This window comes from Pseudomonas sp. NPDC087185, assembly GCF_044744955.1.
In the GTDB taxonomy this organism is placed as follows: domain Bacteria; phylum Pseudomonadota; class Gammaproteobacteria; order Pseudomonadales; family Pseudomonadaceae; genus Aquipseudomonas.
In genome coordinates, this window is the sequence record NZ_JBIUZK010000006.1 from 354,419 (window position 1) to 377,942 (window position 23,524).

At 57.1% G+C, this 23,524-nt stretch carries 20 protein-coding genes; 8 read left to right on the forward strand and 12 right to left on the reverse strand.

The features are described 5' to 3' along the window. Positions 1-80: 80 nt before the first annotated feature. From cysN to ACIPIJ_RS21840, 3 genes are all read right to left on the reverse strand, one after another. Complete coding sequence (gene cysN, locus ACIPIJ_RS21830) at positions 81-1,982, reverse strand: sulfate adenylyltransferase subunit CysN (RefSeq protein WP_401080411.1); 1,902 nt, start codon at positions 1,980-1,982, stop codon at positions 81-83. A gap of 15 nt (positions 1,983-1,997) precedes the next feature. After that, positions 1,998-2,915, reverse strand: a complete 918-nt coding sequence (cysD, locus tag ACIPIJ_RS21835) for a sulfate adenylyltransferase subunit CysD (RefSeq protein WP_003251799.1) — start codon at positions 2,913-2,915, stop codon at positions 1,998-2,000. Positions 2,916-3,148: 233 nt separating this feature from the next. Then, entirely contained in the window at positions 3,149-3,907 is a 759-nt protein-coding gene (locus ACIPIJ_RS21840) for a Nif3-like dinuclear metal center hexameric protein (RefSeq protein ID WP_401080413.1), read from the reverse strand. Positions 3,908-4,065: 158 nt separating this feature from the next. Between ACIPIJ_RS21840 and algW the strand changes: the two genes are divergently transcribed. Further along, on the forward strand, positions 4,066-5,229 hold the full coding sequence (gene algW / locus ACIPIJ_RS21845; RefSeq protein WP_401080415.1) for a Do family serine endopeptidase AlgW: 1,164 nt from the start codon (positions 4,066-4,068) through the stop codon (positions 5,227-5,229). A 37-nt stretch (positions 5,230-5,266) separates the two neighbouring features. Here the strand turns inward: algW and ACIPIJ_RS21850 are convergent, their stop codons facing one another. The 4 genes from ACIPIJ_RS21850 to ACIPIJ_RS21865 all read right to left on the reverse strand — a co-directional run bounded on the left by ACIPIJ_RS21850 (position 5,267) and on the right by ACIPIJ_RS21865 (position 9,424). Next, entirely contained in the window at positions 5,267-6,031 is a 765-nt protein-coding gene (locus ACIPIJ_RS21850; RefSeq protein WP_054899237.1) for an amino acid ABC transporter ATP-binding protein, read from the reverse strand. 10 nt (positions 6,032-6,041) lie between these two features. Further along, positions 6,042-7,139 (reverse strand): amino acid ABC transporter permease, encoded by a 1,098-nt coding sequence (locus ACIPIJ_RS21855; protein ID WP_401080416.1) that lies wholly within the window; start codon positions 7,137-7,139, stop codon positions 6,042-6,044. A 10-nt stretch (positions 7,140-7,149) separates the two neighbouring features. Next, complete coding sequence (locus ACIPIJ_RS21860) at positions 7,150-8,328, reverse strand: amino acid ABC transporter permease (protein ID WP_401080418.1); 1,179 nt, start codon at positions 8,326-8,328, stop codon at positions 7,150-7,152. A 67-nt stretch (positions 8,329-8,395) separates the two neighbouring features. Continuing rightward, positions 8,396-9,424 (reverse strand): amino acid ABC transporter substrate-binding protein, encoded by a 1,029-nt coding sequence (locus ACIPIJ_RS21865; protein ID WP_401080420.1) that lies wholly within the window; start codon positions 9,422-9,424, stop codon positions 8,396-8,398. Positions 9,425-9,757: 333 nt separating this feature from the next. On the opposite strand from ACIPIJ_RS21865, the gene ACIPIJ_RS21870 reads away from it, so the two are divergent. Together ACIPIJ_RS21870 and rhlB are read left to right on the forward strand one after the other, a co-directional pair. Then, positions 9,758-10,414 carry an alpha/beta hydrolase gene (locus ACIPIJ_RS21870; RefSeq protein WP_401080422.1) on the forward strand — a complete coding sequence of 219 codons (657 nt, stop codon included), beginning with the start codon at positions 9,758-9,760 and terminating at the stop codon, positions 10,412-10,414. Positions 10,415-10,514: 100 nt separating this feature from the next. Next, positions 10,515-11,981, forward strand: coding sequence for an ATP-dependent RNA helicase RhlB (rhlB, locus tag ACIPIJ_RS21875; RefSeq protein ID WP_401080424.1), 1,467 nt, complete (start codon positions 10,515-10,517; stop codon positions 11,979-11,981). A 68-nt stretch (positions 11,982-12,049) separates the two neighbouring features. Here rhlB and moaE read toward each other — a convergent pair whose 3' ends face one another. Genes moaE through moaC form a run of 3 tightly spaced genes read right to left on the reverse strand, consistent with a single transcriptional unit; the run spans position 12,050 to position 13,214 of the window. Then, a complete protein-coding gene (gene moaE, locus ACIPIJ_RS21880; protein WP_401080426.1) occupies positions 12,050-12,496 on the reverse strand; it encodes a molybdopterin synthase catalytic subunit MoaE in 447 nt (148 codons plus the stop codon). 2 nt (positions 12,497-12,498) lie between these two features. Continuing rightward, positions 12,499-12,744: a MoaD/ThiS family protein gene (locus ACIPIJ_RS21885; RefSeq protein WP_401080688.1), complete on the reverse strand. Its 246-nt coding sequence runs from the start codon at positions 12,742-12,744 to the stop codon at positions 12,499-12,501. Further along, positions 12,744-13,214 (reverse strand): cyclic pyranopterin monophosphate synthase MoaC, encoded by a 471-nt coding sequence (gene moaC, locus ACIPIJ_RS21890; RefSeq protein WP_313395558.1) that lies wholly within the window; start codon positions 13,212-13,214, stop codon positions 12,744-12,746. Before moaC ends, ACIPIJ_RS21885 begins: the two co-directional genes overlap by 1 nt. Before the next feature lie 450 nt (positions 13,215-13,664). Here moaC and ACIPIJ_RS21895 point away from each other — a divergent pair, with 450 nt between their 5' ends. From ACIPIJ_RS21895 to ACIPIJ_RS21910, 4 genes are read left to right on the forward strand one after another with little or no spacing between them, the layout of a single operon-like run. Further along, a complete protein-coding gene (locus tag ACIPIJ_RS21895) occupies positions 13,665-14,750 on the forward strand; it encodes a SagB/ThcOx family dehydrogenase (RefSeq protein ID WP_401080428.1) in 1,086 nt (361 codons plus the stop codon). A 14-nt stretch (positions 14,751-14,764) separates the two neighbouring features. After that, positions 14,765-16,501, forward strand: coding sequence for a methyltransferase domain-containing protein (locus tag ACIPIJ_RS21900; protein ID WP_401080430.1), 1,737 nt, complete (start codon positions 14,765-14,767; stop codon positions 16,499-16,501). Beyond that, complete coding sequence (locus ACIPIJ_RS21905; protein ID WP_401080432.1) at positions 16,482-18,029, forward strand: carbamoyltransferase C-terminal domain-containing protein; 1,548 nt, start codon at positions 16,482-16,484, stop codon at positions 18,027-18,029. Before ACIPIJ_RS21900 ends, ACIPIJ_RS21905 begins: the two co-directional genes overlap by 20 nt. Positions 18,030-18,034: 5 nt before the next feature. Beyond that, a complete protein-coding gene (locus ACIPIJ_RS21910) occupies positions 18,035-19,240 on the forward strand; it encodes an MFS transporter (RefSeq protein WP_401080434.1) in 1,206 nt (401 codons plus the stop codon). A 45-nt stretch (positions 19,241-19,285) separates the two neighbouring features. On the opposite strand, the gene ACIPIJ_RS21915 is transcribed toward ACIPIJ_RS21910, so the two are convergent. Continuing rightward, a complete protein-coding gene (locus tag ACIPIJ_RS21915) occupies positions 19,286-20,680 on the reverse strand; it encodes a PhoH family protein (protein WP_401080436.1) in 1,395 nt (464 codons plus the stop codon). 281 nt (positions 20,681-20,961) lie between these two features. Next, positions 20,962-22,089: a polysaccharide deacetylase family protein gene (locus tag ACIPIJ_RS21920; RefSeq protein WP_401080438.1), complete on the reverse strand. Its 1,128-nt coding sequence runs from the start codon at positions 22,087-22,089 to the stop codon at positions 20,962-20,964. A 137-nt stretch (positions 22,090-22,226) separates the two neighbouring features. On the opposite strand from ACIPIJ_RS21920, the gene yaaA reads away from it, so the two are divergent. Then, positions 22,227-23,006, forward strand: a complete 780-nt coding sequence (gene yaaA / locus ACIPIJ_RS21925; RefSeq protein ID WP_401080440.1) for a peroxide stress protein YaaA — start codon at positions 22,227-22,229, stop codon at positions 23,004-23,006. The last annotated feature ends 518 nt before the right edge of the window (positions 23,007-23,524 follow it).

Here is a 23,524-nt window from a genome sequence, read left to right on the forward strand (position 1 = left end):
ACCCGTAACGGGTAGTGAGCCATGCACGCTTCATAAACAAAAAACCCCGCCGAAGCGGGGTTTTGCATGGCAGCCAGTACTTAGATCGCGCCACGCTGACGCAGCACATCCAGCACCAACTTCACGCCTTCGTCGACACTAGTGTTCTGGGTATCGATCACCAGGTCTGCATCCAGCGGCACATCGAACGGGAAGCTTTCACCCGGGATGTTGTCGCCACCGGCAGCGTACAGGCCCTGCGGGTCGCGCTCACGGCAGGCCATTGGCGAGGCCTGGACGTACACGGTGATCAGGCGCTCCTTGCCGATCAGCGCCTTGGCCTGTTCGCGGCCTTCGGCATCCGGGGCCACGAACGCAGCCAGGGTCAGCAGGCCGGCTTCGTTGAACTGGCGCGCCACATGGGCGGCGCGGCGCCAGTTCTCGGTGCGGCCGGCGCGGTCCTGCGGCAAGCCCTTGTTCAGGTCATGGCGCAGGTTTTGGCCATCGAGCACGTACACCGCACGGCCCATGTCGAACAGCTTGCGCTCGACCGCGTAGGCCAGGGTGCTCTTGCCAGCGCCGGACAGGCCGCTGAACAGCACGGTGGCTGGCTGCTGACCAAAGCGCAGGGCACGTTCTTCAGTGGCCACGTGGGCCTGCTTGCCGTGCTGGCCGGTGCTGCCGTGCGGCAGGACTGGCGGAGCGATGATCATGCCGGCGCCGACGGTGCCGTTGGTCAGGCGGTCGATGACGATGAACGCACCGGTGGTGCGGTTGCTGTCATAGCCGTCCAGGGCGATGGCGCTGTCCAGCGACACCTTGACGCGACCGATCTCGTTCAGCTGCAGCGCACTGGCCGCATCCTTCTCGAGGGTGTTCACATCGACCTTGTGGGTGATGCTGGCAATCGAGCCCGGCACGTAGCTGGTGGCGCGCTTGATGTCGTATTTCTTGCCCGGCAGCATGGGTTCTTCGGCCATCCATACCAGCATGGCGTCGAACTGGTCGGTCACTGGCGGGACGTTGTCGGCATGCACCAGCAGGTCGCCACGGGAGATGTCGATCTCGTCTTCCATGGTGAGGGTCACGGCCTGGCCTGGGCCGGCATTCTCCAGTTCACCTTCGTAGGTGACGATGGACTTGACCCGGCTGCTCTTGCCCGACGGCAGCACGACGATTTCGTCACCCTTGTGCACCACGCCGCTGGCGAGGGTGCCGGCGAAGCCGCGGAAGTTCAGGTTAGGACGGTTGACGTACTGCACCGGGAAACGCAAGTCGGTGAAGTTGCGGTCGGCCGCAACTTCGACGGTTTCAAGAATTTCCATCAACGCAGGGCCGGTGTACCACGGCGAACGCTCGCTGCGGTTGACCACGTTATCGCCCTTGAGCGCAGACATCGGCACGAAGTGCAGGCTGCTCGGGGTCAGGTTGATGGCCTCGGCGAACTTCAGGTAGTCGGCCTTGATTGCCTCGAAGACGCCTTCATCAAAGCCTTTGAGGTCCATCTTGTTGACCGCGACGACGATGTGCTTGATGCCCAGCAACGAGGCGATGTAGCTGTGCCGGCGGGTCTGGGTCTGCACGCCGTAGCGCGCATCGACCAGGATGATCGCCAGGTCGCAGGTGGACGCACCGGTGGCCATGTTGCGGGTGTACTGCTCGTGGCCCGGGGTGTCGGCGATGATGAACTTGCGCTTGGCGGTGGAGAAGTAGCGGTAGGCGACATCGATGGTGATGCCCTGCTCACGCTCGGCCTGCAGGCCATCGACCAGCAGCGCCAGGTCGACTTCTTCACCGGTGGTGCCGGACTTCTTCGAATCACGGGTGATGGCTTCGAGGTGGTCCTCGTAGATCATCTTGGAGTCGTGCAGCAGGCGCCCGATCAGGGTGCTCTTGCCATCATCGACGTTGCCGCAGGTCAGGAAACGCAGCAGTTCCTTGCGCTCGTGCTGGGCCAGGTAGGCGAGGATGTCCTCGCTGATCAGATCAGATTGGTGCGACATGGAGTAACCCTGAAATTAGAAGTAGCCTTGGCGTTTCTTGTCTTCCATGGAACCGGCGCCATCGTGGTCGATGACACGGCCCTGGCGTTCGGACGTTCGGGTCAGGAGCATTTCCTGAATGATGTCCGTCAGGGTCTCGGCTTCCGACTCGACAGCACCCGTCAACGGGTAGCAGCCCAGGGTACGGAAACGCACCTTCTTCTTGACGATGCGGGCTTTCTCTTCCTCGGAGAGGTGCTCGAGGATGCGCTCGTCGTCGATCATGATCAGGGTGCCGTTTTTCTCGATGACTTCACGCTCGGCGGCGAAGTACAGCGGCACGATCGGGATGCCTTCGAGGTAGATGTACTGCCAGATGTCCAACTCGGTCCAGTTCGACAGCGGGAAGACACGGATCGACTCGCCCTTGTTGACCTTGCCGTTGTACACGTTCCACAGCTCGGGGCGCTGGTTTTTCGGGTCCCAGCGGTGCTTGCTGTCGCGGAACGAGTACACACGTTCCTTGGCCCGCGATTTCTCTTCGTCGCGGCGGGCACCGCCGAAGGCGGCGTCGAAACCATGCTTGTCCAGCGCCTGTTTCAGGCCCTGGGTCTTCATGATGTCGGTGTGCTTGGAGCTGCCATGGGTGAACGGGTTGATGCCCTGCGCCACACCCTCTGGGTTGACGTGGGTGATCAGCTCCAGGCCCATTTCCTCGACCATCTTGTCGCGGAAGCTGTACATCTCCTGGAATTTCCACTGGGTGTCGACGTGCATCACCGGGAACGGCAGCTTGCCCGGGAAGAAGGCCTTGCGCGCCAGGTGCAGCATCACGGCGGAATCCTTGCCGATCGAGTACAGCATCACCGGGTTGTCGAACTCGGCTGCCACCTCGCGGATGATGTGGATGCTTTCCGCCTCCAGCTGTTTCAAGTGCGTCAGTTTGTCGACCATGGCTACTCACGAAAAACGATCTTATGGACGGCCTGCGGGCCGTGTTCGAGCGAGCCACTTTATCACAGCGGCTGATTCTATTTAGGCGGCGGGCTAGATCGAAAAGGTCTAACGATATGACTGGGGGTTTGGCCCGCAGGGCGGGCTATTCGCGTGCAAGCCCGCCCCCACAGATTCTGTGTCGCCAACAATCCTGTGGAGCGGGCTTGCCCGCGAAGAGGCCGATGCAGTCCTCAGATCGGGTTCGGGCAATCGATGAACACGTGCTCCACGGCAAACCGCCGGGCCAGGTAATCCCCCAGCGCCTGCACACCGTAACGCTCGGTGGCATGGTGCCCGGCGGCAATGAAGCTGACGCCGTTTTCGCGGGCACTGTGGTAGGTCTGCTCGGACGCCTCGCCACTGATGAACAAGTCCACCCCCGCAGCAATCGCGGTGTCGATATAGCCCTGCCCGCCGCCGGTGCACCAGCCGACTCGACGGATCATTGCCTCACCTTCTACCAGCAGCGGCTCACGCCCCATGACTTCCTGTACCCGACGGGCAAAATCCCGCGCGGTCATCGGCTCGGCCAGCGAGCCGACCAGCCCGACTACCTTGGGGTTCTCAGGGTCAAGCGGCCCTTCCACGGTAATGTCCAGTTGCCGTGCCAGTTGCACGTTGTTGCCGACGTCCGGGTGCACATCCAAGGGCAGGTGAAACGCCAGCAGACTCATGTCGTGCTTGAGCAGTGTTTTCAGTCGACGCTGCTTGATCCCGGTGATGCACGGGTTCTCACCCTTCCAGAAGTAACCGTGGTGCACCAGCACCAGGTCGGCCCCGACCTCGACCGCCGCATCCAGCAGCGCCTGGCTGGCGGTGACGCCGCTGACGATGCGGCTGACCTGCGGCCGGCCCTCGACCTGCAGGCCATTGGGGCAGTAATCCTGGATTTTCGCACTGTCCAGGTAGCGCTCGGCTTCCTCGACCAGGGTATTGAGGGCGACGGCCATGGAAAATCTCCTCGAAATCTGCACGTTCAACGGGAGTAACGCCCGTATAATGGCCGCCATTATGGGCCGTCGCCGGCGTTGGGGAAACCGGTGTATGATCGCGCGCGCTTGCGCCCCGTCGCGCCACCATGGCCCTCGCTCACTCCCAGGATTCGTTCATGTTCAAGGCTTTGCGTTACTTTGGCTGGCCCCTGCTCACCGGCATTCTGATCGCCATGCTGATCATCCAGCGCTTCCCGCAATGGGTCGGCCTACCCAGCCAGGACGTCAACCTGCAACAGGCACCGCAGACCACGCAGATCATGCAGGGCCCGGTGTCATACGCCGATGCCGTGACACTCGCCGCGCCAGCGGTAGTCAACCTGTACACCACCAAGGTGGTGAACAAGAGCTCGCACCCGCTGTTCGAAGACCCGCAGTTCCGCCGCTTCTTCGGCGACAACCTGCCCAAGCAGCGGCGTTGGGAATCGAGCCTGGGCTCGGCGGTGATCATGAGCCCCGAGGGCTACCTGCTGACCAACAACCACGTCACCAGCGGCGCCGACCAGATCGTCGTGGCGCTCAAGGACGGCCGCGAAACCCTTGCCCGGGTGATCGGCAGCGACCCCGAAACCGACCTCGCGGTATTGAAGATCGACCTCAAGAGCCTGCCGGCGATCACCATCGGCCGCTCCGACAATATCCACATCGGTGACGTCACCCTGGCCATCGGCAACCCCTTTGGCGTCGGCCAGACCGTCACCATGGGCATCATCAGCGCCACCGGCCGCAACCAGCTGGGCCTGAACAACTACGAAGACTTCATCCAGACCGACGCGGCGATCAACCCCGGCAACTCCGGCGGTGCGCTGGTCGATGCCAACGGCAACCTGGTCGGCATCAACACGGCGATCTTCTCCAAGTCCGGCGGCTCGCAGGGCATCGGCTTCGCCATCCCGGTCAAGCTGGCACTGGAAGTGATGAAGTCGATCGTCGAGCATGGCCAAGTGATCCGTGGCTGGCTGGGGATCGAAGTACAACCGCTGAGCCAGGAGCTGGCCGAGTCGTTCGGCATGCAGGGGCGCCCGGGTATCGTGGTGGCGGGGATCTTCCGCGACGGCCCGGCGCAGAAAGCCGGGTTGCAGCTGGGTGACGTGATCCTCAGCATCAATGGCGAGCCGGCCGGTGACGGTCGCAAGTCGATGAACCAGGTGGCACGCATCAAGCCCAACGAGAAGATCACCATCGAGGTGATGCGCAACGGGCAGCAGCTGAAGCTGATTGCCGAGGTGGGGCTGCGACCACCACCTGCTCCGGCAGCACCCAAGGAAGAAGAAAAGTAAGACCGTAAATGGGGGCTGCTTTGCAGCCCCCATTGCATCAGTGCAGGATCTGGCTTAAGAACAGCTTGGTCCGGTCACTGCGCGGCCGGTCGAAGAAATCGTCCGGCGCCGCCTGCTCCACGATCTCGCCCTTGTCCATGAAGATCACCCGGTTCGCCACGGTGCGGGCAAAGCCCATCTCGTGGGTCACGCAGAGCATGGTCATGCCGTCTTCGGCCAGGCCGACCATGGTGTCGAGCACTTCCTTGACCATCTCCGGGTCCAGCGCCGAGGTCGGCTCGTCGAACAGCATGATCTTCGGCTTCATGCACAGCGCCCGGGCAATCGCCACGCGCTGCTGCTGGCCACCGGACAACTGCCCCGGGAACTTGTGCGCCTGCTCCGGAATACGTACCCGCTCCAAGTAGTGCATGGCAATTTCCTCGGCCTTGCGCCGCGGCATCTTGCGCACCCACATGGGCGCCAGGGTGCAGTTTTCGAGGATGGTCAGGTGCGGGAACAGGTTGAAGTGCTGGAACACCATGCCCACTTCACGGCGGATCGCCTCGATCTGCTTGAGGTCATTGGTCAGCTCCACGCCATCGACCACGATGCGGCCCTGCTGGTGCTCTTCCAGGCGGTTGAGGCAGCGGATGGTGGTGGACTTGCCCGAGCCGGACGGCCCGCACAACACGATGCGCTCGCCCTGACGCACGTTCAGGTTGATGTCCTTGAGCACATGGAACTGGCCGTACCATTTATTCACGCCCTGCATCTGGATGATGCCTTCGGGGCCGGCAGGCTGCTTGATCGCTTCACTCATTTCGAAACTCCTAACGCTTGTGGCCAGTGTCCAGCTTGCGCTCCAGGTGCATGGAGTAGCGGGACATACCGAAACAGAAGATCCAGAACACCAGGGCCGCAAATACATAGCCCTCGGTGGCCATGCCCAGCCAGGCCGGGTCGGCGGCGGCTTGCTTGACGCTGTTGAGCAGGTCGAACAGGCCGATGATGATCACCAGGCTGGTGTCCTTGAACAGGGCGATGAAGGTGTTGACGATGCCAGGGATCACCAGCTTCAGGGCCTGCGGCAGGATCACCAGGCCCATCGAACGCCAGTAGCCCAGGCCCATGGCCGCGGCCGCCTCGTATTGCCCCTTGGGGATGGCCTGCAGGCCGCCGCGTACCACCTCGGCGATGTACGCCGACTGGAACAGGATCACGCCGATCATGGCCCGCAGCAGCTTGTCGAAGCTCATGCCTTCGGGCAGGAACAACGGCAGCATCACCGATGACATGAACAGCACGGTGATCAACGGCACACCCCGCCAGAACTCGATGAAGGTCACGCAGACCACCTTCACTGCCGGCATCCGCGAACGCCGGCCAAGGGCCAGCAAAATACCCAGCGGCAAGGCGCCGACGATGCCCACGGTGGCAATCACCAGGGTCAGCATCAGCCCGCCCCACTGGCTGGTCGGTACGCTTTCCAGGCCCAGGTACCCGCCGTGCAACAGCGTGTAGGCGAGGACCGGGTACAACACCAGGAAGCCCAGGCCGTAAACGGCCTTGCGCGGGAAACGCTTGATGAACAGCGGCGCCGCGCCAAGCACGGCAAGCCACACGGTCAGGTCCACGCGCCAGCGCAACTCGGCCGGGTAGTAGCCATACATGAACTGGCCAAAGCGCTGCTGGATGAACACCCAGCAGGCGCCCTCCTTGGTGCAGTCGGCGCGGGTGGTACCGACCCAGTTGGCGTCGATCAACGCCCACTGCACCAGCGGCGGCACGATCAGCCATACCAGGTACACCGCGAACAGGGTCAGCAAGGTGTTGAGCCAACTGGAGAACAGGTTGGCACGCATCCAGGCGAGCACGCCGACGGTTTTCACCGGTGGCGGCATGTCAGGTTTGAAAACATGAGCATTCACGGGCGTATCCTCACCGCTCGATCAGCGCAATGCGCTTGTTGTACCAGTTCATCAGCAGCGAAATGCTGATGCTGATGGCGAGATAGACACTCATGGTGATGGCAATCACCTCGATGGCCTGGCCGGTTTGATTGAGCACGGTGCCGGCAAACAGCGAGACCATCTCCGGGTAGCCGATACCGGCCGCCAGCGACGAGTTCTTCGCCAGGTTCAGGTATTGGCTGGTCAGCGGCGGAATGATCACCCGCAGTGCCTGGGGGATGATCACCTTGCGCAGTGTCGGGCCTTCGCGCAGGCCGAGCGAACGGGCCGCTTCGGTCTGGCCATGGCTGACCGAGCGAATACCGGAACGCACGATCTCGGCGATGAACGCTGCTGTATAGATAGTCAACGCCAGGGTGAGTGCCAGCAGTTCGGGGATCAGCACCCAGCCGCCCACGAAGTTGAAGCCCTTGAGCTCCGGAACTTCCCAGTGCACGGGGCTACCGAACAGCAGTGCACACAGGCCCGGAATGGCCAGCAGCAATGCCAGCCCCACCCAGAACTTGTGGAACGGCTCGCCGGTCTCGTTGAAGCGTTTGTTGGCATACCGCACCATCACCACGATGGCCACGATCGCCAGCGCTACGGCAATGACGAACGGCCAGAAGCCGTCGGCCATGGAGGCACCGGGCATGTTCAGGCCGCGGTTGCTGATGAAGAACAGGTCGTCGATGTTGATGCTGCCCCGTGGCCCCGGCAGGGTCAGGAACACCGCGAAGTACCAGAACAGGATCTGTAGCAGCGGCGGGATATTGCGGAAAGTCTCCACATAAACCGTCGCCAGCTTGTTGATCATCCAGTTCGGTGACAGGCGCGCCACACCGATGATGAACCCCAGGATCGTCGCCAGGATGACACCGATGAAGGTCACCAACAGGGTATTGAGCAGGCCGATGACGAACACCCGCGCGTAGCTGTCGGACTCCACATAGGGGATCAGATGCTGGGCGATGCCGAAGCCGGCACTGCGGTCGAGGAAGTCGAAACCGGAGGTGATACCCCGGTGCTGCAGGTTGGTTTGCGTGTTGTGGAACAGGTACCAGCCCAGGCCCACCACGAAGACGATCGTGAGAACCTGGAACAGCCACGCGCGCACACGCGGATCGTTCAGGGATAGCCCCTTTTGTGCGCCGATTCGATTTTGCATGAAGTGCCCCGGACAGTAGGGATTCGAACAGCCTGCGGCGGCGGGATGCCGCCGCAGGGGGCAACCATCAGCGCACAGGTGGCGCGTACTGGATGCCGCCGTTGTTCCACAGGGCGTTCATGCCACGGTCGATCTTCAGGTCGGTGTCTTTGCCAAGGTTCTTCTCGAACACTTCGCCATAGTTGCCGACTTGCTTGACGATCTGCACTACCCAGTCCTTGGGCAGCTTGAGGTCCTTGCCGTACTCACCGTCAGCGCCGAGCAAGCGGGCGTTGTCCGGGTTCTTGGTGGACTTGGCTTCAGCCTCGACAGTCTTCGAGGTGATGCCCGCCTCTTCGGCATTGAGCATGGCGAACAGGGTCCACTTGACGATGCTGAACCACTCCTCGTCGCCTTTGCGCACCACTGGGCCCAGAGGTTCCTTGGAGATGGTTTCCGGCAACACTACATAGTCGGTCGGTGCGGCCAGCTTGGAGCGCTGGGCGAACAGCTGCGACTTGTCCGAAGTCAGCACGTCGCAACGACCGGATTCCAGCGACTTGGCGCTCTCGTCGGACGTATCGAAGGTGATCGGGGTGTACTTCAGGCCATTGGCGCGGAAGTAGTCGGAAACGTTCAGTTCGGTGGTAGTGCCGGCCTGGATGCAGATGGTCGCGCCATCGAGTTCCTTGGCGCTGGAAACACCGAGCTTCTTGTTGACCAGGAAGCCCACGCCGTCATAGTAGGTGACACCGGCAAACACCAGGCCCATGCCGGCATCGCGCGAGCTGGTCCAGGTGGTGTTGCGCGACAGCACGTCGACTTCGCCGGACTGCAGCGCAGTAAAGCGCTCCTTGGCGTTGAGCTGGCTGAACTTGACCTTGGTCGCATCGCCGAATACGGCAGCGGCCACCGCGCGGCAGACGTCGGCGTCGATACCGACGATCTTGCCCTGGGCATCAGGTACCGAGAAGCCAGGAAGACCGTCGCTCACGCCACACTGGACGAAGCCCTTTTTCTTGACCGCATCGAGGGTGGCGCCGGCCTGGGCGGTGCTCACGGCGCCCAGCGCGGCGGCAGCGGTGAGGACTGCCAGGGTGGTTTTCAACATCTTCATTCACAACCTCCAAATCGCTCTTGTTGTACCGAGCCGGAATTGCACCGCACCCTTTTGAGGCGCATCCGACCCGTGTTGGCTTGTTATTGGGTCACTTGGCGCAATGGACTGTTCTGTGACAGCCTTCGCGAGCAAAGGGTGTTACCGTCTGGGTTTATCCCTTCGCAGCGAAGGTTCCATAGCAAACCGCGTACCACAGTTAGACGCTGTAGCGTTTAAGCAGTCGTCAAGTAGGAAAAGTTGTATCGTTGCGACATTCTTTTTCTGACAATCAATACTTACGCCTCTTTTCTACGCACTACGTAACAAGGCACGCACACTTTCGGAGCAGTCATGACCAACCCGCTGATTCTCGAACCACAGAAAACCGCAGATGCCTGTGTGATCTGGTTGCACGGCCTGGGCGCCGACCGTTACGACTTCCTACCTGTGGCCGAATTCATGCAGGAGCGCCTGCTCACCACCCGTTTCGTCATGCCCCAGGCGCCCACCCGGCCGGTGACGATCAACGGCGGCTATGCCATGCCCAGCTGGTATGACATCAAGGCCATGACCCCGGCCCGCGCCATCGACGAAGCCCAGCTGGAAGCCTCGGCCGATCAGATCATCGGCCTGATCGAGGCCGAGCGGGCCAAAGGCATCGATTTGGCGCGGATCATCCTGGCTGGTTTCTCCCAGGGCGGCGCCGTGGTGCTGCACACGGCTTATATAAAGTGGCAAGAAGCGCTAGGCGGCGTGATTGCGTTGTCCACCTATGCCCCGACCTTCAATGACAGCCACCAGCTGAGCGCCTGCCAACAGCGCACCCCGGCCCTGTGCCTGCACGGTGTGCACGACCCGGTGGTAATCCCGTCCATGGGCCGCACTGCCTTCGAGTACCTGAACACCTGGGGCGTGGCCGCACGCTGGCAGGAATACCCGATGGAACACGAAGTGGTGGTCGAAGAGCTGAGCGACATCCACGACTGGTTGAGCAAGCAGCTGCAATAAGCAGGCTCTCATGTAGTTGTGGGCCTATTCCGCTACGCCGCGCCCGGATCTTGCATTACACTGCCCGGCGTACATTCCTTAATCAGTTGATGAGACGATCGTGCTCAAGGCACTTAAAAAAATATTCGGCAAGGGAGACGCCGCGCCTCAGGCCGTCGCTCCTGCTGCCAGCGTCACGCCGCCCGCGCCCGCCGCGGCCCCCGTGGCTCAGCCCGAGCCGCAGCCTGCGCCGCCGCGCGCCAAACCCGCAGCCGCCGCCCACGCCGAAACGGCCGTCGCCGCGCCCGTTGCCGACAAACCGGCCAAGGAAAAACCGCGCCGCGAACGCAAGCCCAAACCCCAGGCCAGCTTGTGGAAGCCTGAAGACTTCGTGGTCGAGCCGCAGGAAGGCAAGACCCGCTTCCACGACTTCAAGCTGTCCAACGAGGTGATGCACGCCATCCACGACCTGGGCTTCCCGTACTGCACGCCGATCCAGGCCCAGGTGCTGGGTTACACCCTGCGTGGCCAGGACGCCATCGGCCGGGCCCAGACCGGCACCGGCAAGACCGCCGCGTTCCTCATTTCGATCATCTCCCAGCTGCAGCAGACCCCACCGCCCAAGGAGCGCTACATGGGCGAGCCGCGCGCGTTGATCATCGCGCCGACCCGCGAGCTGGTGGTACAGATCGCCAAGGACGCTGCTGCCCTGACCAAGTACACCGGCCTGAACGTCATGACGTTCGTCGGCGGCATGGACTTCGACAAACAGCTCAAGTCCTTGGAAGCGCGCCACTGCGACATCCTGGTGGCCACCCCGGGCCGCTTGCTAGACTTCAACCAGCGCGGCGACGTGCACCTGGACATGGTCGAAGTGATGGTGCTGGACGAAGCCGACCGCATGCTCGACATGGGCTTCATCCCGCAGGTACGGCAGATCATCCGCCAGACCCCACCGAAGAGCGAGCGCCAGACACTGCTGTTCTCCGCCACCTTCACCGATGACGTGATGAACCTGGCCAAGCAGTGGACCACCGACCCTGCGATCGTCGAGATCGAGCCGGAAAACGTCGCCAGCGAAACCGTCGAGCAGCATGTGTACGCGGTAGCCGGCAGCGACAAGTACAAGCTGCTGTACAACCTGGTGACCGAGCAGAAGTGGGAACGGGTGATGGTGTTCGCCAACCGCAAGGACGAAGTGCGGCGCATCGAGGAAAAACTGGTGCGCGACGGCATCAATGCCGCCCAGCTGTCCGGCGACGTGCCGCAGCACAAGCGTATCCGCACCCTGGAGAGCTTCCGCGAAGGCCGCATCACCGTGCTGGTTGCCACCGACGTGGCAGGGCGTGGGATTCACATTGATGGGATCAGCCACGTGATCAACTTCACCCTGCCGGAAGATCCGGATGATTACGTGCACCGCATTGGCCGTACCGGCCGCGCCGGGACCAGTGGTGTGTCGATCAGCTTTGCCGGGGAGGATGACTCCTACCAGCTGCCGGCGATCGAAGCGCTGCTGGGGCGCAAGATCAAGTGCGAGATGCCGCCGGATGAGCTGCTCAAGCCGGTGCCGCGCAAGCATCATTGATAGCGGGGGCTGCTTTGCAGCCCAATCGCCGGCAAGCCGGGGCAAGGCCCCGGCCATCCAATCAGGGCTTACCAGCGCCCCGCCGCATCCTGGTCGCTCTGCTTGCCTTCCACCCACCGCGGCCCTTCTTGGGTGTTCTCCTTCTTCCAGAACGGCGCCCGGGTCTTCAAGTAATCCATGATGAAATTGCAGGCATCGAACGCCGCCTGCCGATGGGCACTGGCCACGCCGACGAACACAATCGGCTCCCCCGGCTCCAGTGCACCAATACGATGCAACACCTCGACCTTCAGCAACGGCCAGCGCTGCTCGGCCTCGACCACGATCTTGGCCAGGGCTTTCTCGGTCATGCCTGGGTAATGTTCGAGGAACATCCCCGCCACGTCCCGACCCTCGTTGAAATCACGCACATAGCCGACAAAGCCGACCACGGCGCCCACACCGACATTGGCGGCGTGCATGGCATTGACCTCAGCGCCTGGGTCGAACGCCGTTTGCTGTACTCGAACGGCCATGCTCAGCCTCCGGTGACCGGTGGGAAGAATGCAACTTCATCGCCCTCGCCCACTGGCTCATGAAGCTTGCACAGCTCCTGATTGCGCGCGCACATCAGGTTCTGATCATTCAGGACCTCATAGGCTTCACCCTTGGCAATCAGGGCCTTGCGCACATCGTCCAGCACATCGAACTGACCTTCCAGTACCTTGGCTTCAGCCCCAAGCACTTCACGATAACGGGCGAAGAACACCACATGAACCTTCATCACGCCTCCACCTTGTAGTGGCCGCTCTTGCCGCCGAGTTTCTCCAGCAGGCGCACCTGCTCGATGACCATGCCCTTGTCCACGGCCTTGCACATGTCGTAGATCGTCAGCGCGGCGACGCTGGCGGCGGTCAGTGCTTCCATCTCCACACCGGTCTGTCCGGCCAGCTTGCAGCGGGCGACGATGCGCACGGCATCCGCGCCTTCGGCGCTGAGCTCGACCTTGACGCTGGTCAGCATCAGCGGATGGCACAGCGGGATCAGGTCGCTGGTCTTCTTCGCCGCCTGGATACCGGCAATGCGCGCCACGGCGAACACATCGCCCTTGGGGTGCTCACCGTCGACGATCATCTGCAAGGTCTGCGGCAACATGCGCACCCGCGCTTCGGCAACGGCCTCGCGCTCGGTCACGGCCTTTTCAGTGACGTCGACCATGTTGGCGCGCCCCTGGGAATCAAGATGAGTCAACACTGCTCTGCTCCTGTGAAGGGAACACAGAGTTTAAACCTGTGGGTCAGTTTTTGCTGAAAAATTACTCCTCTGAGAAACTGGCGCACCCCGAAAAAATCAGACGTTTTTATGTGCATTAATGCGTGGAAAACATCCAAGCGCCTGAAATTAATGTTTTTAATATCACGGAAAATTCCTACCCTCCACTCAAAATTTTCCTACCTTCATATACGGTTGACTTCCACAACATGGAAATTATTCTTACCTGCGAAGTCACGCCGACTTCCACAACAAAATTAGGAACTAACTATGAAAAAGGTCACATTGCAGAGCCACCTTAGCGCGTTGTCCAACAACGCCTATCACATCCTTGTAGCTCGATTTGATCATGTAAAAGCACTGGTGGATTAATCCGCAACCTGGGCAGTGCGCGCCTGCCCAGGACCATAAGAAAATAAAAACGAGGGCAAAATGAAAAAATACCAGCTAAACGAAGACATCGTCTTCACTGTGAAAAAAGGCGTGTTCGCTCTATGGAATTTGACGAATGGCGAGCAATACCAGATTTACGACAAAAAATATTTGGATAGAATTTACGAACTAACAACCTTATCAGACTACCGCTCCGCCACTGACAGCATCGACGAAGAACTCATCGACGCTGGCATACTAGAGCTGGCAACGTTTGACAAGGCGAGTGAAAATCCACGCCAACAATGGGGATGGGACGAGATCGCAAAGATCTTCCATTTGGGTACAAAACACAATTTCCCGTGCGACTTGTCTAATGATTCAGAGAATCCAGAGGCTGCTTACATAGATTTTTGCGAGAGTATCTCCGCCAACATACCTCCGATTCACATAGAGCGGACTGGAGCTGTAATAAGCTTACCTAACCCATGTTTAATAGAGCTAGAGTCTTCATTACTGAGCACACTAAAAAATAGAAAAACCAGCCGCCATTTCAAATGTTTAGACACCAATTTAAAAATTGTTTCGGACTTATTATTCACCACTTTTGGCAAGTTTCATGGGGACACGCATGAAGAGGCATTGGCCGCGCGCGGAATAAAAACCATTGGCTATAGACGTTCATCACCTAGCGCCGGTTGCCTACAAGCTACAGAAGCTTATCTCATTGCACTTAACGTCCAAGGGCTTGAGAAAGGTGTTTATCATTATAGACCACAAGATCATGCATTATCCCTCATCAAAAATGATATCGTCGATCTGAGTAAAACATTATGCCATCAAACATTTGCCACAGATGCATCCTTCCTTATAGCCATGACGTCTAGGTTTGACAAGCTCTGGTGGAAATATCCTCACTCAAGAGCATACCGATCAGCTCTAATGGAGGTTGGCCATCTCTCTCAGACTTTCAATTTATCGGCAACAGCGTATAAGTTGAACACTTGGATCAGCGGGTACTTCATCGACGACATGCTCAATAAGTTATTGGAAGTAGACGGTATCAACGAACACTCCCTCTTCGTAATGGCTAGCGGCCCTGGTTATTCAGATCCTATCTCTCCTAATATGCAGAAACTAATATAGGAGCTCGTTCTCACATGGACAATACGCAGCTGCGTCACGAAGCCTCCGAAATCGAACGAAGAGTAGGCGACGGGCTTTTCAACAATCAACAGCTTACTCGTTCAGCAGCGGCATACAAAAAAAGTCTTAGCCTTGACAAAAACAACATAAAGACACTTAACAATTTTGGCGCACTTTGCGAACAAATAGGAGACACAGAAAGATCTATCGAGCTCTACAGAAAAGCCTGTTTGCAATTAAACAACGAAACAAAAAACGCCCACATATACTACAGAAACTTGGCACGTGCCTGCCACTCGATCAAAAAAATCAACCTAGGTCTCTGGGCGTACGAAAAAGCTATAGAGTCAGAAGACTCTACAAGTTATGAAATCGCAGTGAATTATCTAGACCTGCTGTCCAGCGTCACCGTAAATACCATCAATAAGCAAACATTACTAACACTAGAAAAAATTTCCACCATTGAAAAAATTGATTTTGAATTACTGTCACACGTTTACTATAAGCATTTATTCACAGGCTCAACTATAGACTCTTCAGAAGCCAATTGGCCATCGAAACTCGCAGCACACTTGCTCGAATATAAATTTTCATTTCAAGTTCTAAAAACTCAGATCATTACCAACCCTATACTTGAGGATCTACTCGAACGCTCAAAAGAATACTCATCCGAGCTCGACAAACAGACTCAATCCTTGCTATCCGAAGTTATTGACGCTCAACACCACTTATCACAACACACCTTCAACACTTACGACCATAAATCATGCCAGACAACTTCGAGCAACCGAATCACATTAAAATTACATATCCGAAAACCGAGGGGACAGAACCAGTCTCTTAATAGGCTTGTCCACGAGACCACCGGAGACCCTCTTCGATCATTCTACGAATCAAACCCTTATCCAAAATGGACATATTTACCACACCATACACCCAGCACAACTTACGATTACTTCTCCACAACCGGACTGATCAACACGAATAAGCGTTCGCCTAAAGCCAAAATACTGATTGCGGGTTGCGGGACAGGCCGCCATGCAATTCAGATGGCTCTCAACTATCCAGACGCTCAAATATTTGGAATAGACATAAGTTTATCAAGCCTGCAATTCGCCAACGCAATGAAACAGAAGCACGACATTGAAAATGTCAGCTTTATCCATTGTAGCATTTTCGACATATCAACCCTTAAAATAAAGTTCCACATAATTGAATGCATTGGAGTTTTACACCACCTCAAGCAACCTTCCAGATGTATCAAAGCTCTGTTGATGGCGCTACACAGAGACGGAATCATAAAGCTCGGCCTCTATAGCAAGACAGCTAGAACATCCATTGAAACCTTAAAGAAGAAATGCAGCGAACACAAAATAGCGTACTCTCCAGAAAATCTTATGGCAATAAGGAAGCTTGCCCAAACTCAATATCCTAACGAAATGAAGAGCATCATCTGGTCGAGAGATTTTTTCTCTCACCAAGGGTGCATGGATCTCTTATTCAATCCCTATGAAGATAGCTATACCCCAAAAAGAATTTACGACCTTCTCCGGACATACAACCTAGATTTTTGCGGATTCGAAACTTATCACCCCCACGCCCCCTTCTTTACAAAATTTAATAGTGGAGACGACCTGAGAGACTTATTTCACAAGTGGCACATATTTGAGTCGGTGAACCCCACATTTTTTTCAGACATGTACCTGTTTTGGATCAAGCCAAGGAATACTCATGAGAATCGTAAGTTATAATATCGGTCACGATGGTCAAATTTGCCTAATCGAAAACAACAAACTGGTATTTAGTTACGAAGCTGAAAAGGACAATAACCCCAGGTATTCATCCAACTCCCCCAGCGACCTTTTAAAATTCCTCACATCGATCAACAATGAATATGATGCAATAGCCATAAGTGGCTGGGCGAAAGGGCATGACCCTCGAAATGATCCGATCGACGGGGGATATCTTGGCCTAGGCTACAGCACCAAATTCAACAACAACATGACATGGGTCTACTGCAGCCACGAACTCTCGCACATAATATGCTCATATGCATTATCAAAGCATGCAGACATTTCCGACTGTTATGTTCTTCTACTGGAAGGATTTATTGGCAGCCTCTACTACATCAACCAAGACCTACAAGTCAAATGCCTTGAGAATATCATTCAAAGCCCTGGTCTCAGATACTCCTTTGCATTTGGGATAGCTGACCCACATTTCAACCTGCCCAAAGGTTACTGCCGCTTGGGCGACGCGGGAAAAATGATGGCGCTTGCTGGCCTTGGCAACCACTCCCGAACGAGCAGAGACGAACAACGCGTGCTCGACTACCTAATCGCCCCCTCTTCTCCTATAGATACTTTTTCAAAATCCGACTTTATAGACTCCAAATACTATAATATCGGCCCGCACAGCCAACCCTTCTGCGACCTTGCAAAGAAAATATCTAATGCACTATTCGAATATATAAGATCCAAAACACTTCCGCACATAAAAAAGAAAATCCCATTATTAATCTCCGGCGGATGCGGTTTAAACTGCGACTGGAATAGAAAGTGGGAAGAGAGCGGCGTGTTTTCGGAGGTATTCGTCCCACCCTGCACCAATGACACTGGTGTGGCTATCGGGGCAGCTGCGCTGGCGCAGAAACTATTAACTGGACGGTGTGGCTTGAAATGGAGTGTTTATTCAGGTCAACCCTTCTTACTCGAGCAAAACTCTACTACAAGGTCCTCCTATAATCCTTCCCCACTCCAGCCTCACACAATTTGCAAAAAAATGCTTGAAGGGGAAATAATCTGTTGGATACAGGGGCGTTGTGAAATTGGCCCAAGAGCACTAGGCAATCGTTCGATATTGGCATCCCCGTTCTCTAAGACAACCACGCAAAGATTGAACAAACTAAAACAGAGAGGAAACTACCGACCTATAGCACCAATATGTCTAGAGAAAGATGCACCGTTACATTTTGAAAACTGCAAATCCAGCAAGTACATGCTGTCATTCTACAAAGTGATAAACCCAAGACTTCAAGCTATCACTCATGCCGACGGCACCGCTCGCGTTCAGACTGTCACTTCTGAGGACAACCCCACACTTTACAGTCTACTGAAAACCTTCAAAAAACTCAGCGGCACTGGGGTTTTATGCAATACATCACTCAATTTCAGCGGCGCGGGCTTCATTAACAATAGATTTGACTTAGAAAAATTCTGCACTCATAACGATATCTCTACATTTGTAATTGATGACATCATGTATACAAAAATGGAGTGACGGTTATGCAAACCTTGGCAACCAGACAGTATTGCTTTCTGTACGGAATACGGCTGTGTAGCTCTGCGACAGTTTGGCTTGATTTTATCCTGATATTTTCGACGCTCACTTTCATATTTAATGTACATGCCCATACTTTAGCACTTGCAGCAGCACTGTATGGCGTGCCCTCGCTAATATTCGGCCCCTATATTGGATCATTATCTGATCGCTATTCACCACGTGCAATTATCGCCGTTAGCTTTTGCATCAGAGCCATTACTGCAACCTGTCTTCTACTCGCTTCAAACCTTGAAATGTTTTTGCTCTTCATAAGCCTTAAAGGACTATCCAACCTTGGATCAACTCCAGCTGAAATCGTACTAACCACTCGACTCCTCCCCCCCCAAAGCATAATAAAAAATACATCATTAATCAGCATCACCGATCAGACCATTAAAATAATAGCACCCCTTGCTGCTGGATTATCAATCACTTGGAGCAATAGCACTTACGGGTTTCTAATTTCTGCAGGCATCAGCCTAACTGGACTGATCTTCGTATGGCTATTGAGGCCAGAAAAAACACATAAGGAAAATTTTGACGAAACTAAGCAAAAACCCAACCTGCACGAGATACTACATTTTTTTGTATCTCATAAGACTGCTCAAGCATTTCTTTTATGCATGCTAATTCAATCAGCAGCGCTGGGTATTTATGACTCTTTGCTAAGTCTTCTCATGAAAGAACTGAGCCTAAGCTCTGCTTCGTTCGGTCAGATAGTAAGCGCAACGGCAATTGGTGGAATTATAGCTGGGTTTGCTTTCCCGCAGATTTACAGACGGCACTTTCTACTTTGCGCGACTGTCGCCTCCTTTATTTTTGGCGTTTGCTTATGCGTGGTAGCCACTGTAGGTCTAAATCCTGAGATAATCAAACCTTACTCATTTCCGATTCTTTTCCTGATTGCTGGTTTTTCATATGGACTAACATCCCAAGGCTTTACGTCGACCCTCCAACTTACATGTCCCAGCAGAATACTGGGCACAGCATTTTCTACTGCGAGAAGCTGTGCAATCTCCCTGTTTATTGTCCTGCCAGCTGCAGGCGCATGGTTGGCAGGAATCACCAGTACAGCCAGCGTCATCATGACAGCTGGATTATTGACGCTCATCAGCGGTGCCATTTTGCACATCTATTACCTAACACATGAAGCATCGGATGTCGCGTAACGGTTGCAAGCCTGTAGAAACAGGCTTGCAACTTTGGTTACCAATTTACAGATGCGACTCGGCATACTCGGCCAGCACCGAGCGCGGCACGCCCTGCAGGGTGATGTGCACGCCGTGGGGGAAGTCCTTGAAGCGCTCGGTCAGGTAGGTGAGGCCCGAGCTGGTCGCGGACAGGTAGGGGGTGTCGATCTGCGCCAGGTTGCCCAGGCAGACCACCTTGGAACCAGAGCCGGCACGGGTGATGATGGTTTTCATCTGGTGGGGCGTGAGGTTCTGGCATTCGTCGATCAGGATCAGGCTCTGCTGGAAGCTGCGGCCACGGATGTAGTTCAGCGATTTGAACTGCAGCGGTACCCGCTCGAGGATGTACTCGACGCTGCCATGGGTGCTCTCATCATCCATGTGCAAGGCTTCGAGGTTGTCGGTGATGGCGCCGAGCCACGGCTCCATCTTCTCCGCTTCGGTGCCTGGCAGAAAGCCGATCTCCTGGTCCAGCCCCTGCACGCTGCGGGTGGCGATGATGCGCCGGTAGCGTTTGCTGACCATGGTCTGCTCGATGGCTGCAGCCAGGGCCAGGATGGTCTTGCCGGAGCCGGCGGCGCCGGTCAGGTTGACCAGGTGGATGTCCGGGTCGAGCAGCGCGAACAGCGCCAGGCTCTGGTGGATATCGCGCGGCTTGAGGCCCCAGGCCTCCTGGTGCAGCAGCGGTTCCTGGTGCAGGTCGAGCAGCAGCAACTCGTCGTTGCGAATGCCCTTGATCCAGCCGACGAAACCCTGCTCATCGATGATGAACTCATTGATATGCACAGCCGGCAGGTTGTCGATCATCTGCACCCGATGCCAGGTGCGGCCCCGCTCCTGACGGGTGTCGACCTTGCTGACCCGGTCCCAGAACGAGCCAGTGACCGAGTGGTAGCCCTTGGAAAGCAGTGACACGTCATCGACCAGTTGGTCGGTGCTGTAGTCCTCGGCCGCGATACCACAGGCGCGCGCCTTGAGGCGCATGTTGATGTCTTTGGTGACCAGTACCACGTCGAAATCGGTGCGCCGGGCCCGCACTTCGAGCAACTGGTTGATGATGATGTTGTCGTTGAGGGTTTCCGGCAGCAGCTTGTTCGGCTCGTTGCGCGGGGTCATCAGGATGGACAGGAAGCCCTTGGGCCCACTCTTGTTACGCTGGATCGGCACGCCCTGCTCGACATCACTGGGCGAGGCGTCACCGAGCGTCTGGTCGATCAGGCGGATGGCCTGGCGACATTCGGCGGCGATGGTCTGTTTACCGGTCTTGAGCTTGTCGAGTTCCTCCAGCACCGTCATCGGAATGGCGACGTGGTGCTCCTCGAAGTTGAGTAATGCGTTGGGGTCGTGAATCAGGACGTTGGTATCGAGCACATAGAGGATTGGCTTGCTGGAGGAAGGGTTGCGTCCTTGGTCATCCATACTCGGTCACCTTATGTCGAAGCCACACGGCGCGGTCTGCTGCGCCGCAGAGTGACTGCCGTGCTCCCCGTATCCGCGTTGCTACGGGCGGGAAGTGAACCTGGCAAGGTGGGCTTGGATGACGCCACCTGTGCTGCAGGAATCGGCTGTCTGGTTTCTTCATACCGCAAAAACGATGAATAAAAAAAGCATTTTTACGTGTTGGTGAAGTTTATTTTTCCGAATGACGAACAGGCCTTGGCGGTGGCACCAGACGGGACTACAGTCAAAAGTCAGACACGTTATTCTTGATCGCCATATTCGTGGCAATCCCCCCAACCGATGCCGCTTTGCACGGTATTGTGCAGCAACCATTCCACCGCCGGCTGTGCCTTGGGCAGGCTGTCATGGAACTGAATCACGCCTTTGCGCCACAGCAACATCAAGGTCATCACGCGTTGTGCCGAGGCTTGCGCGGTCAACGGGCCGTCATCCTGGGCATCGATATCCCATAGCGACACGCGCAACTGCTGGCTGGCCATGAACGCTTCACCATCGGCCCGGCGCTGCCCATAAGGTGGACGGAACAGCGGCACGTACTGCGCCGGCAGGTCGGCCTGGACCCTTGCCTGGCTGCGCTTGAGCGAGTCCTGCCAGCCATTCCACTGGGCGTGTGAGCGGTATTCCCAGCCCTGGATGCCCACGCATTGCCCTTTATAGAGTTGGCCCAGCGCATTCGCGGCGCCAGCATCGCGGCGCTGCTGCAAACGGTTACCCAACACGAAGAAGGTCCCCTGCAGCTTCTGCTTGCGCAGGTAAGCGGTCAGCGTATCGGTGCTACTGCCTTGCGGGCCGGGGCCACCGACGAAAGTCAGGAGGAACATACGGTCGTTGAGTTCATCGCCGCTGCGCTCGCGGCTCGACAGGCGCTCGACCTCGCTACTGGTCTGCGGCGACAACGCCGCCTTGCGCAACTGTTCATCCAGATAGCGCACATGGAACTGGTGGCTGGGCTCGACCCATGCGGTGTAGAACGTGCCGACATCGGAGGCGAACGTCGCGGCCTTTGTACGCAAATCAGCCATGGAATCGACCAGGTAGCAAAACGACGCGTCCTGCTCGCAACTGCGCTGGGCTTGCTGATAACCCTGCCATAAACGCTGCCACATGCTCGCCCGCAGTGCCCGCACCTTCTGCAGGTTGATCTGTCGCAAGCCCAAACGCGCGGCCAGTGCGCCATCATCGAGCAGCTCGCTTTCGTGCAGCACCTGGGCAAACGACAAGATTTCCGCGCGCGAGGCAACGTCGAACAGCGCCGGGCTGGCCAGCTGCTCCGGCCACAGGCTGCGGTCCAGGCTGGCCGGGGGAAGGGGGGCGGCCTGGGCGGCCAGGCTCAGGAATGAGGCCAGCAAGGCAGCGGCAATGCGCACGATCGGACTCTCCGTGACAGCGAAACGCGCACTATAGCGCCTGCTCAAACGATGGTCTGTGTCTATTGTCGCCATAGTTTGGCGTTACCTCCCCTCAATCCGTAGAATCCCCGGCAACGATTCCAGGAGCCGACCCGATGCTGACGGTGATTTCCCCCGCCAAGACCCTCGACTACGACACCCCGCCGGTGACCGAGCGTTTCACCCTGCCGCAGTACCTGGATGACTCCCAGGAGCTGATCGTGCAGCTGCGCGAGCTGTCGCCGGCGCAGATCAGCGAACTGATGCACCTGTCGGACAAGCTCGCCGGCCTCAACGCCGCGCGCTTCGGCAGCTGGACACCGGACTTCACCCCGGCCAATGCCAAGCAAGCGCTTTTGGCCTTCAAGGGCGACGTGTACACCGGCCTGGACGCTGAAACCCTCGGCGAAGAGGACTTCACCTACGCCCAGCAGCACCTGCGCATGCTGTCCGGCCTATACGGCCTGCTGCGCCCACTCGACCTGATGCAGCCTTACCGCCTGGAAATGGGCACCAAGCTGGCCAATGCCCGCGGCAAGGACCTGTACGCCTTCTGGGGCACGCGCATCAGCGAATGGCTCAACCAGGCCTTGGCCGACCAGGGCGACGACCTCCTGCTGAACCTGGCCAGCAACGAGTACTTCAGCGCAGTGAAACGCAGCGCACTCAAGGGCCGGGTGATCAACGTCGACTTCAAGGACCTGAAAAACGGCCAGTACAAGATCATCAGCTTCTACGCCAAAAAAGCCCGCGGAATGATGAGCCGTTTCGTGATCCAGGAGCGGGTCAATGATCCGGAGCAACTGAAGCAGTTCGATGTGCAGGGCTACTACTACAGTGCCGAGCAGTCCAAGCCTGATCATCTGGTGTTCCTGCGCGATCAGCCTGCCGATTGATCGGCATAGTGCCTGCCTGTGGGGTCCGGCTTGCCGGCTATAGGGTCGCAACGCGGCCCTCCTACGGAACCCACCCATAACCCGCAGTGCCTACCTGCCGCTGTCGCAGCGCCAGCAATGCCTGCCAACGCTTTGGCATTGGCCAGTTCCCCCTGCGTGATGCGTAACCCATCACTCCGCCCAGGCGCCTGCCCCCCTGCAATTGCTCTTCGGCACAGCTCCAAGTGAGCGTCCGATGGGGTTAACGACCACCCCGGTAACCCTTAGCTTTCGCATGGCGTTGCAGTGTTTGCGAATGTGAGCATGCACCACCCATGGGCACGCATCACCGCGCCAAAACGCCAACAAAACGGCGCCAATAAACCGTCGGACTGACCTCTATCGCCAAACGTCATAAGACCGTTCGTGCTTTTTTGACGAATTTTGAAAAAATTTTTTTCATGCTGGCATAAAAACATCTCCCTTCAGGTTCGCCCTTTATATACAGGGGTGAAGCACCCGCGTGCTATCAATATGAA

Bases quoted from the DNA above. Each gene is read 5' to 3' on its own strand.
- cysN (WP_401080411.1), bottom strand. From the start codon at position 1,982: ATGTCGCACCAATCTGATCTGATCAGCGAGGACATCCTCGCCTACCTG.
- cysD (WP_003251799.1), bottom strand. From the start codon at position 2,915: ATGGTCGACAAACTGACGCACTTGAAACAGCTGGAGGCGGAAAGCATC.
- ACIPIJ_RS21840 (WP_401080413.1), bottom strand. From the start codon at position 3,907: ATGGCCGTCGCCCTCAATACCCTGGTCGAGGAAGCCGAGCGCTACCTG.
- algW (WP_401080415.1), top strand. From the start codon at position 4,066: ATGTTCAAGGCTTTGCGTTACTTTGGCTGGCCCCTGCTCACCGGCATT.
- ACIPIJ_RS21850 (WP_054899237.1), bottom strand. From the start codon at position 6,031: ATGAGTGAAGCGATCAAGCAGCCTGCCGGCCCCGAAGGCATCATCCAG.
- ACIPIJ_RS21860 (WP_401080418.1), bottom strand. From the start codon at position 8,328: ATGCAAAATCGAATCGGCGCACAAAAGGGGCTATCCCTGAACGATCCG.
- ACIPIJ_RS21865 (WP_401080420.1), bottom strand. From the start codon at position 9,424: ATGAAGATGTTGAAAACCACCCTGGCAGTCCTCACCGCTGCCGCCGCG.
- ACIPIJ_RS21870 (WP_401080422.1), top strand. From the start codon at position 9,758: ATGACCAACCCGCTGATTCTCGAACCACAGAAAACCGCAGATGCCTGT.
- moaE (WP_401080426.1), bottom strand. From the start codon at position 12,496: ATGGCCGTTCGAGTACAGCAAACGGCGTTCGACCCAGGCGCTGAGGTC.
- ACIPIJ_RS21885 (WP_401080688.1), bottom strand. From the start codon at position 12,744: ATGAAGGTTCATGTGGTGTTCTTCGCCCGTTATCGTGAAGTGCTTGGG.
- ACIPIJ_RS21895 (WP_401080428.1), top strand. From the start codon at position 13,665: ATGAAAAAATACCAGCTAAACGAAGACATCGTCTTCACTGTGAAAAAA.
- ACIPIJ_RS21900 (WP_401080430.1), top strand. From the start codon at position 14,765: ATGGACAATACGCAGCTGCGTCACGAAGCCTCCGAAATCGAACGAAGA.
- ACIPIJ_RS21905 (WP_401080432.1), top strand. From the start codon at position 16,482: ATGAGAATCGTAAGTTATAATATCGGTCACGATGGTCAAATTTGCCTA.
- ACIPIJ_RS21910 (WP_401080434.1), top strand. From the start codon at position 18,035: ATGCAAACCTTGGCAACCAGACAGTATTGCTTTCTGTACGGAATACGG.
- ACIPIJ_RS21915 (WP_401080436.1), bottom strand. From the start codon at position 20,680: ATGGATGACCAAGGACGCAACCCTTCCTCCAGCAAGCCAATCCTCTAT.
- yaaA (WP_401080440.1), top strand. From the start codon at position 22,227: ATGCTGACGGTGATTTCCCCCGCCAAGACCCTCGACTACGACACCCCG.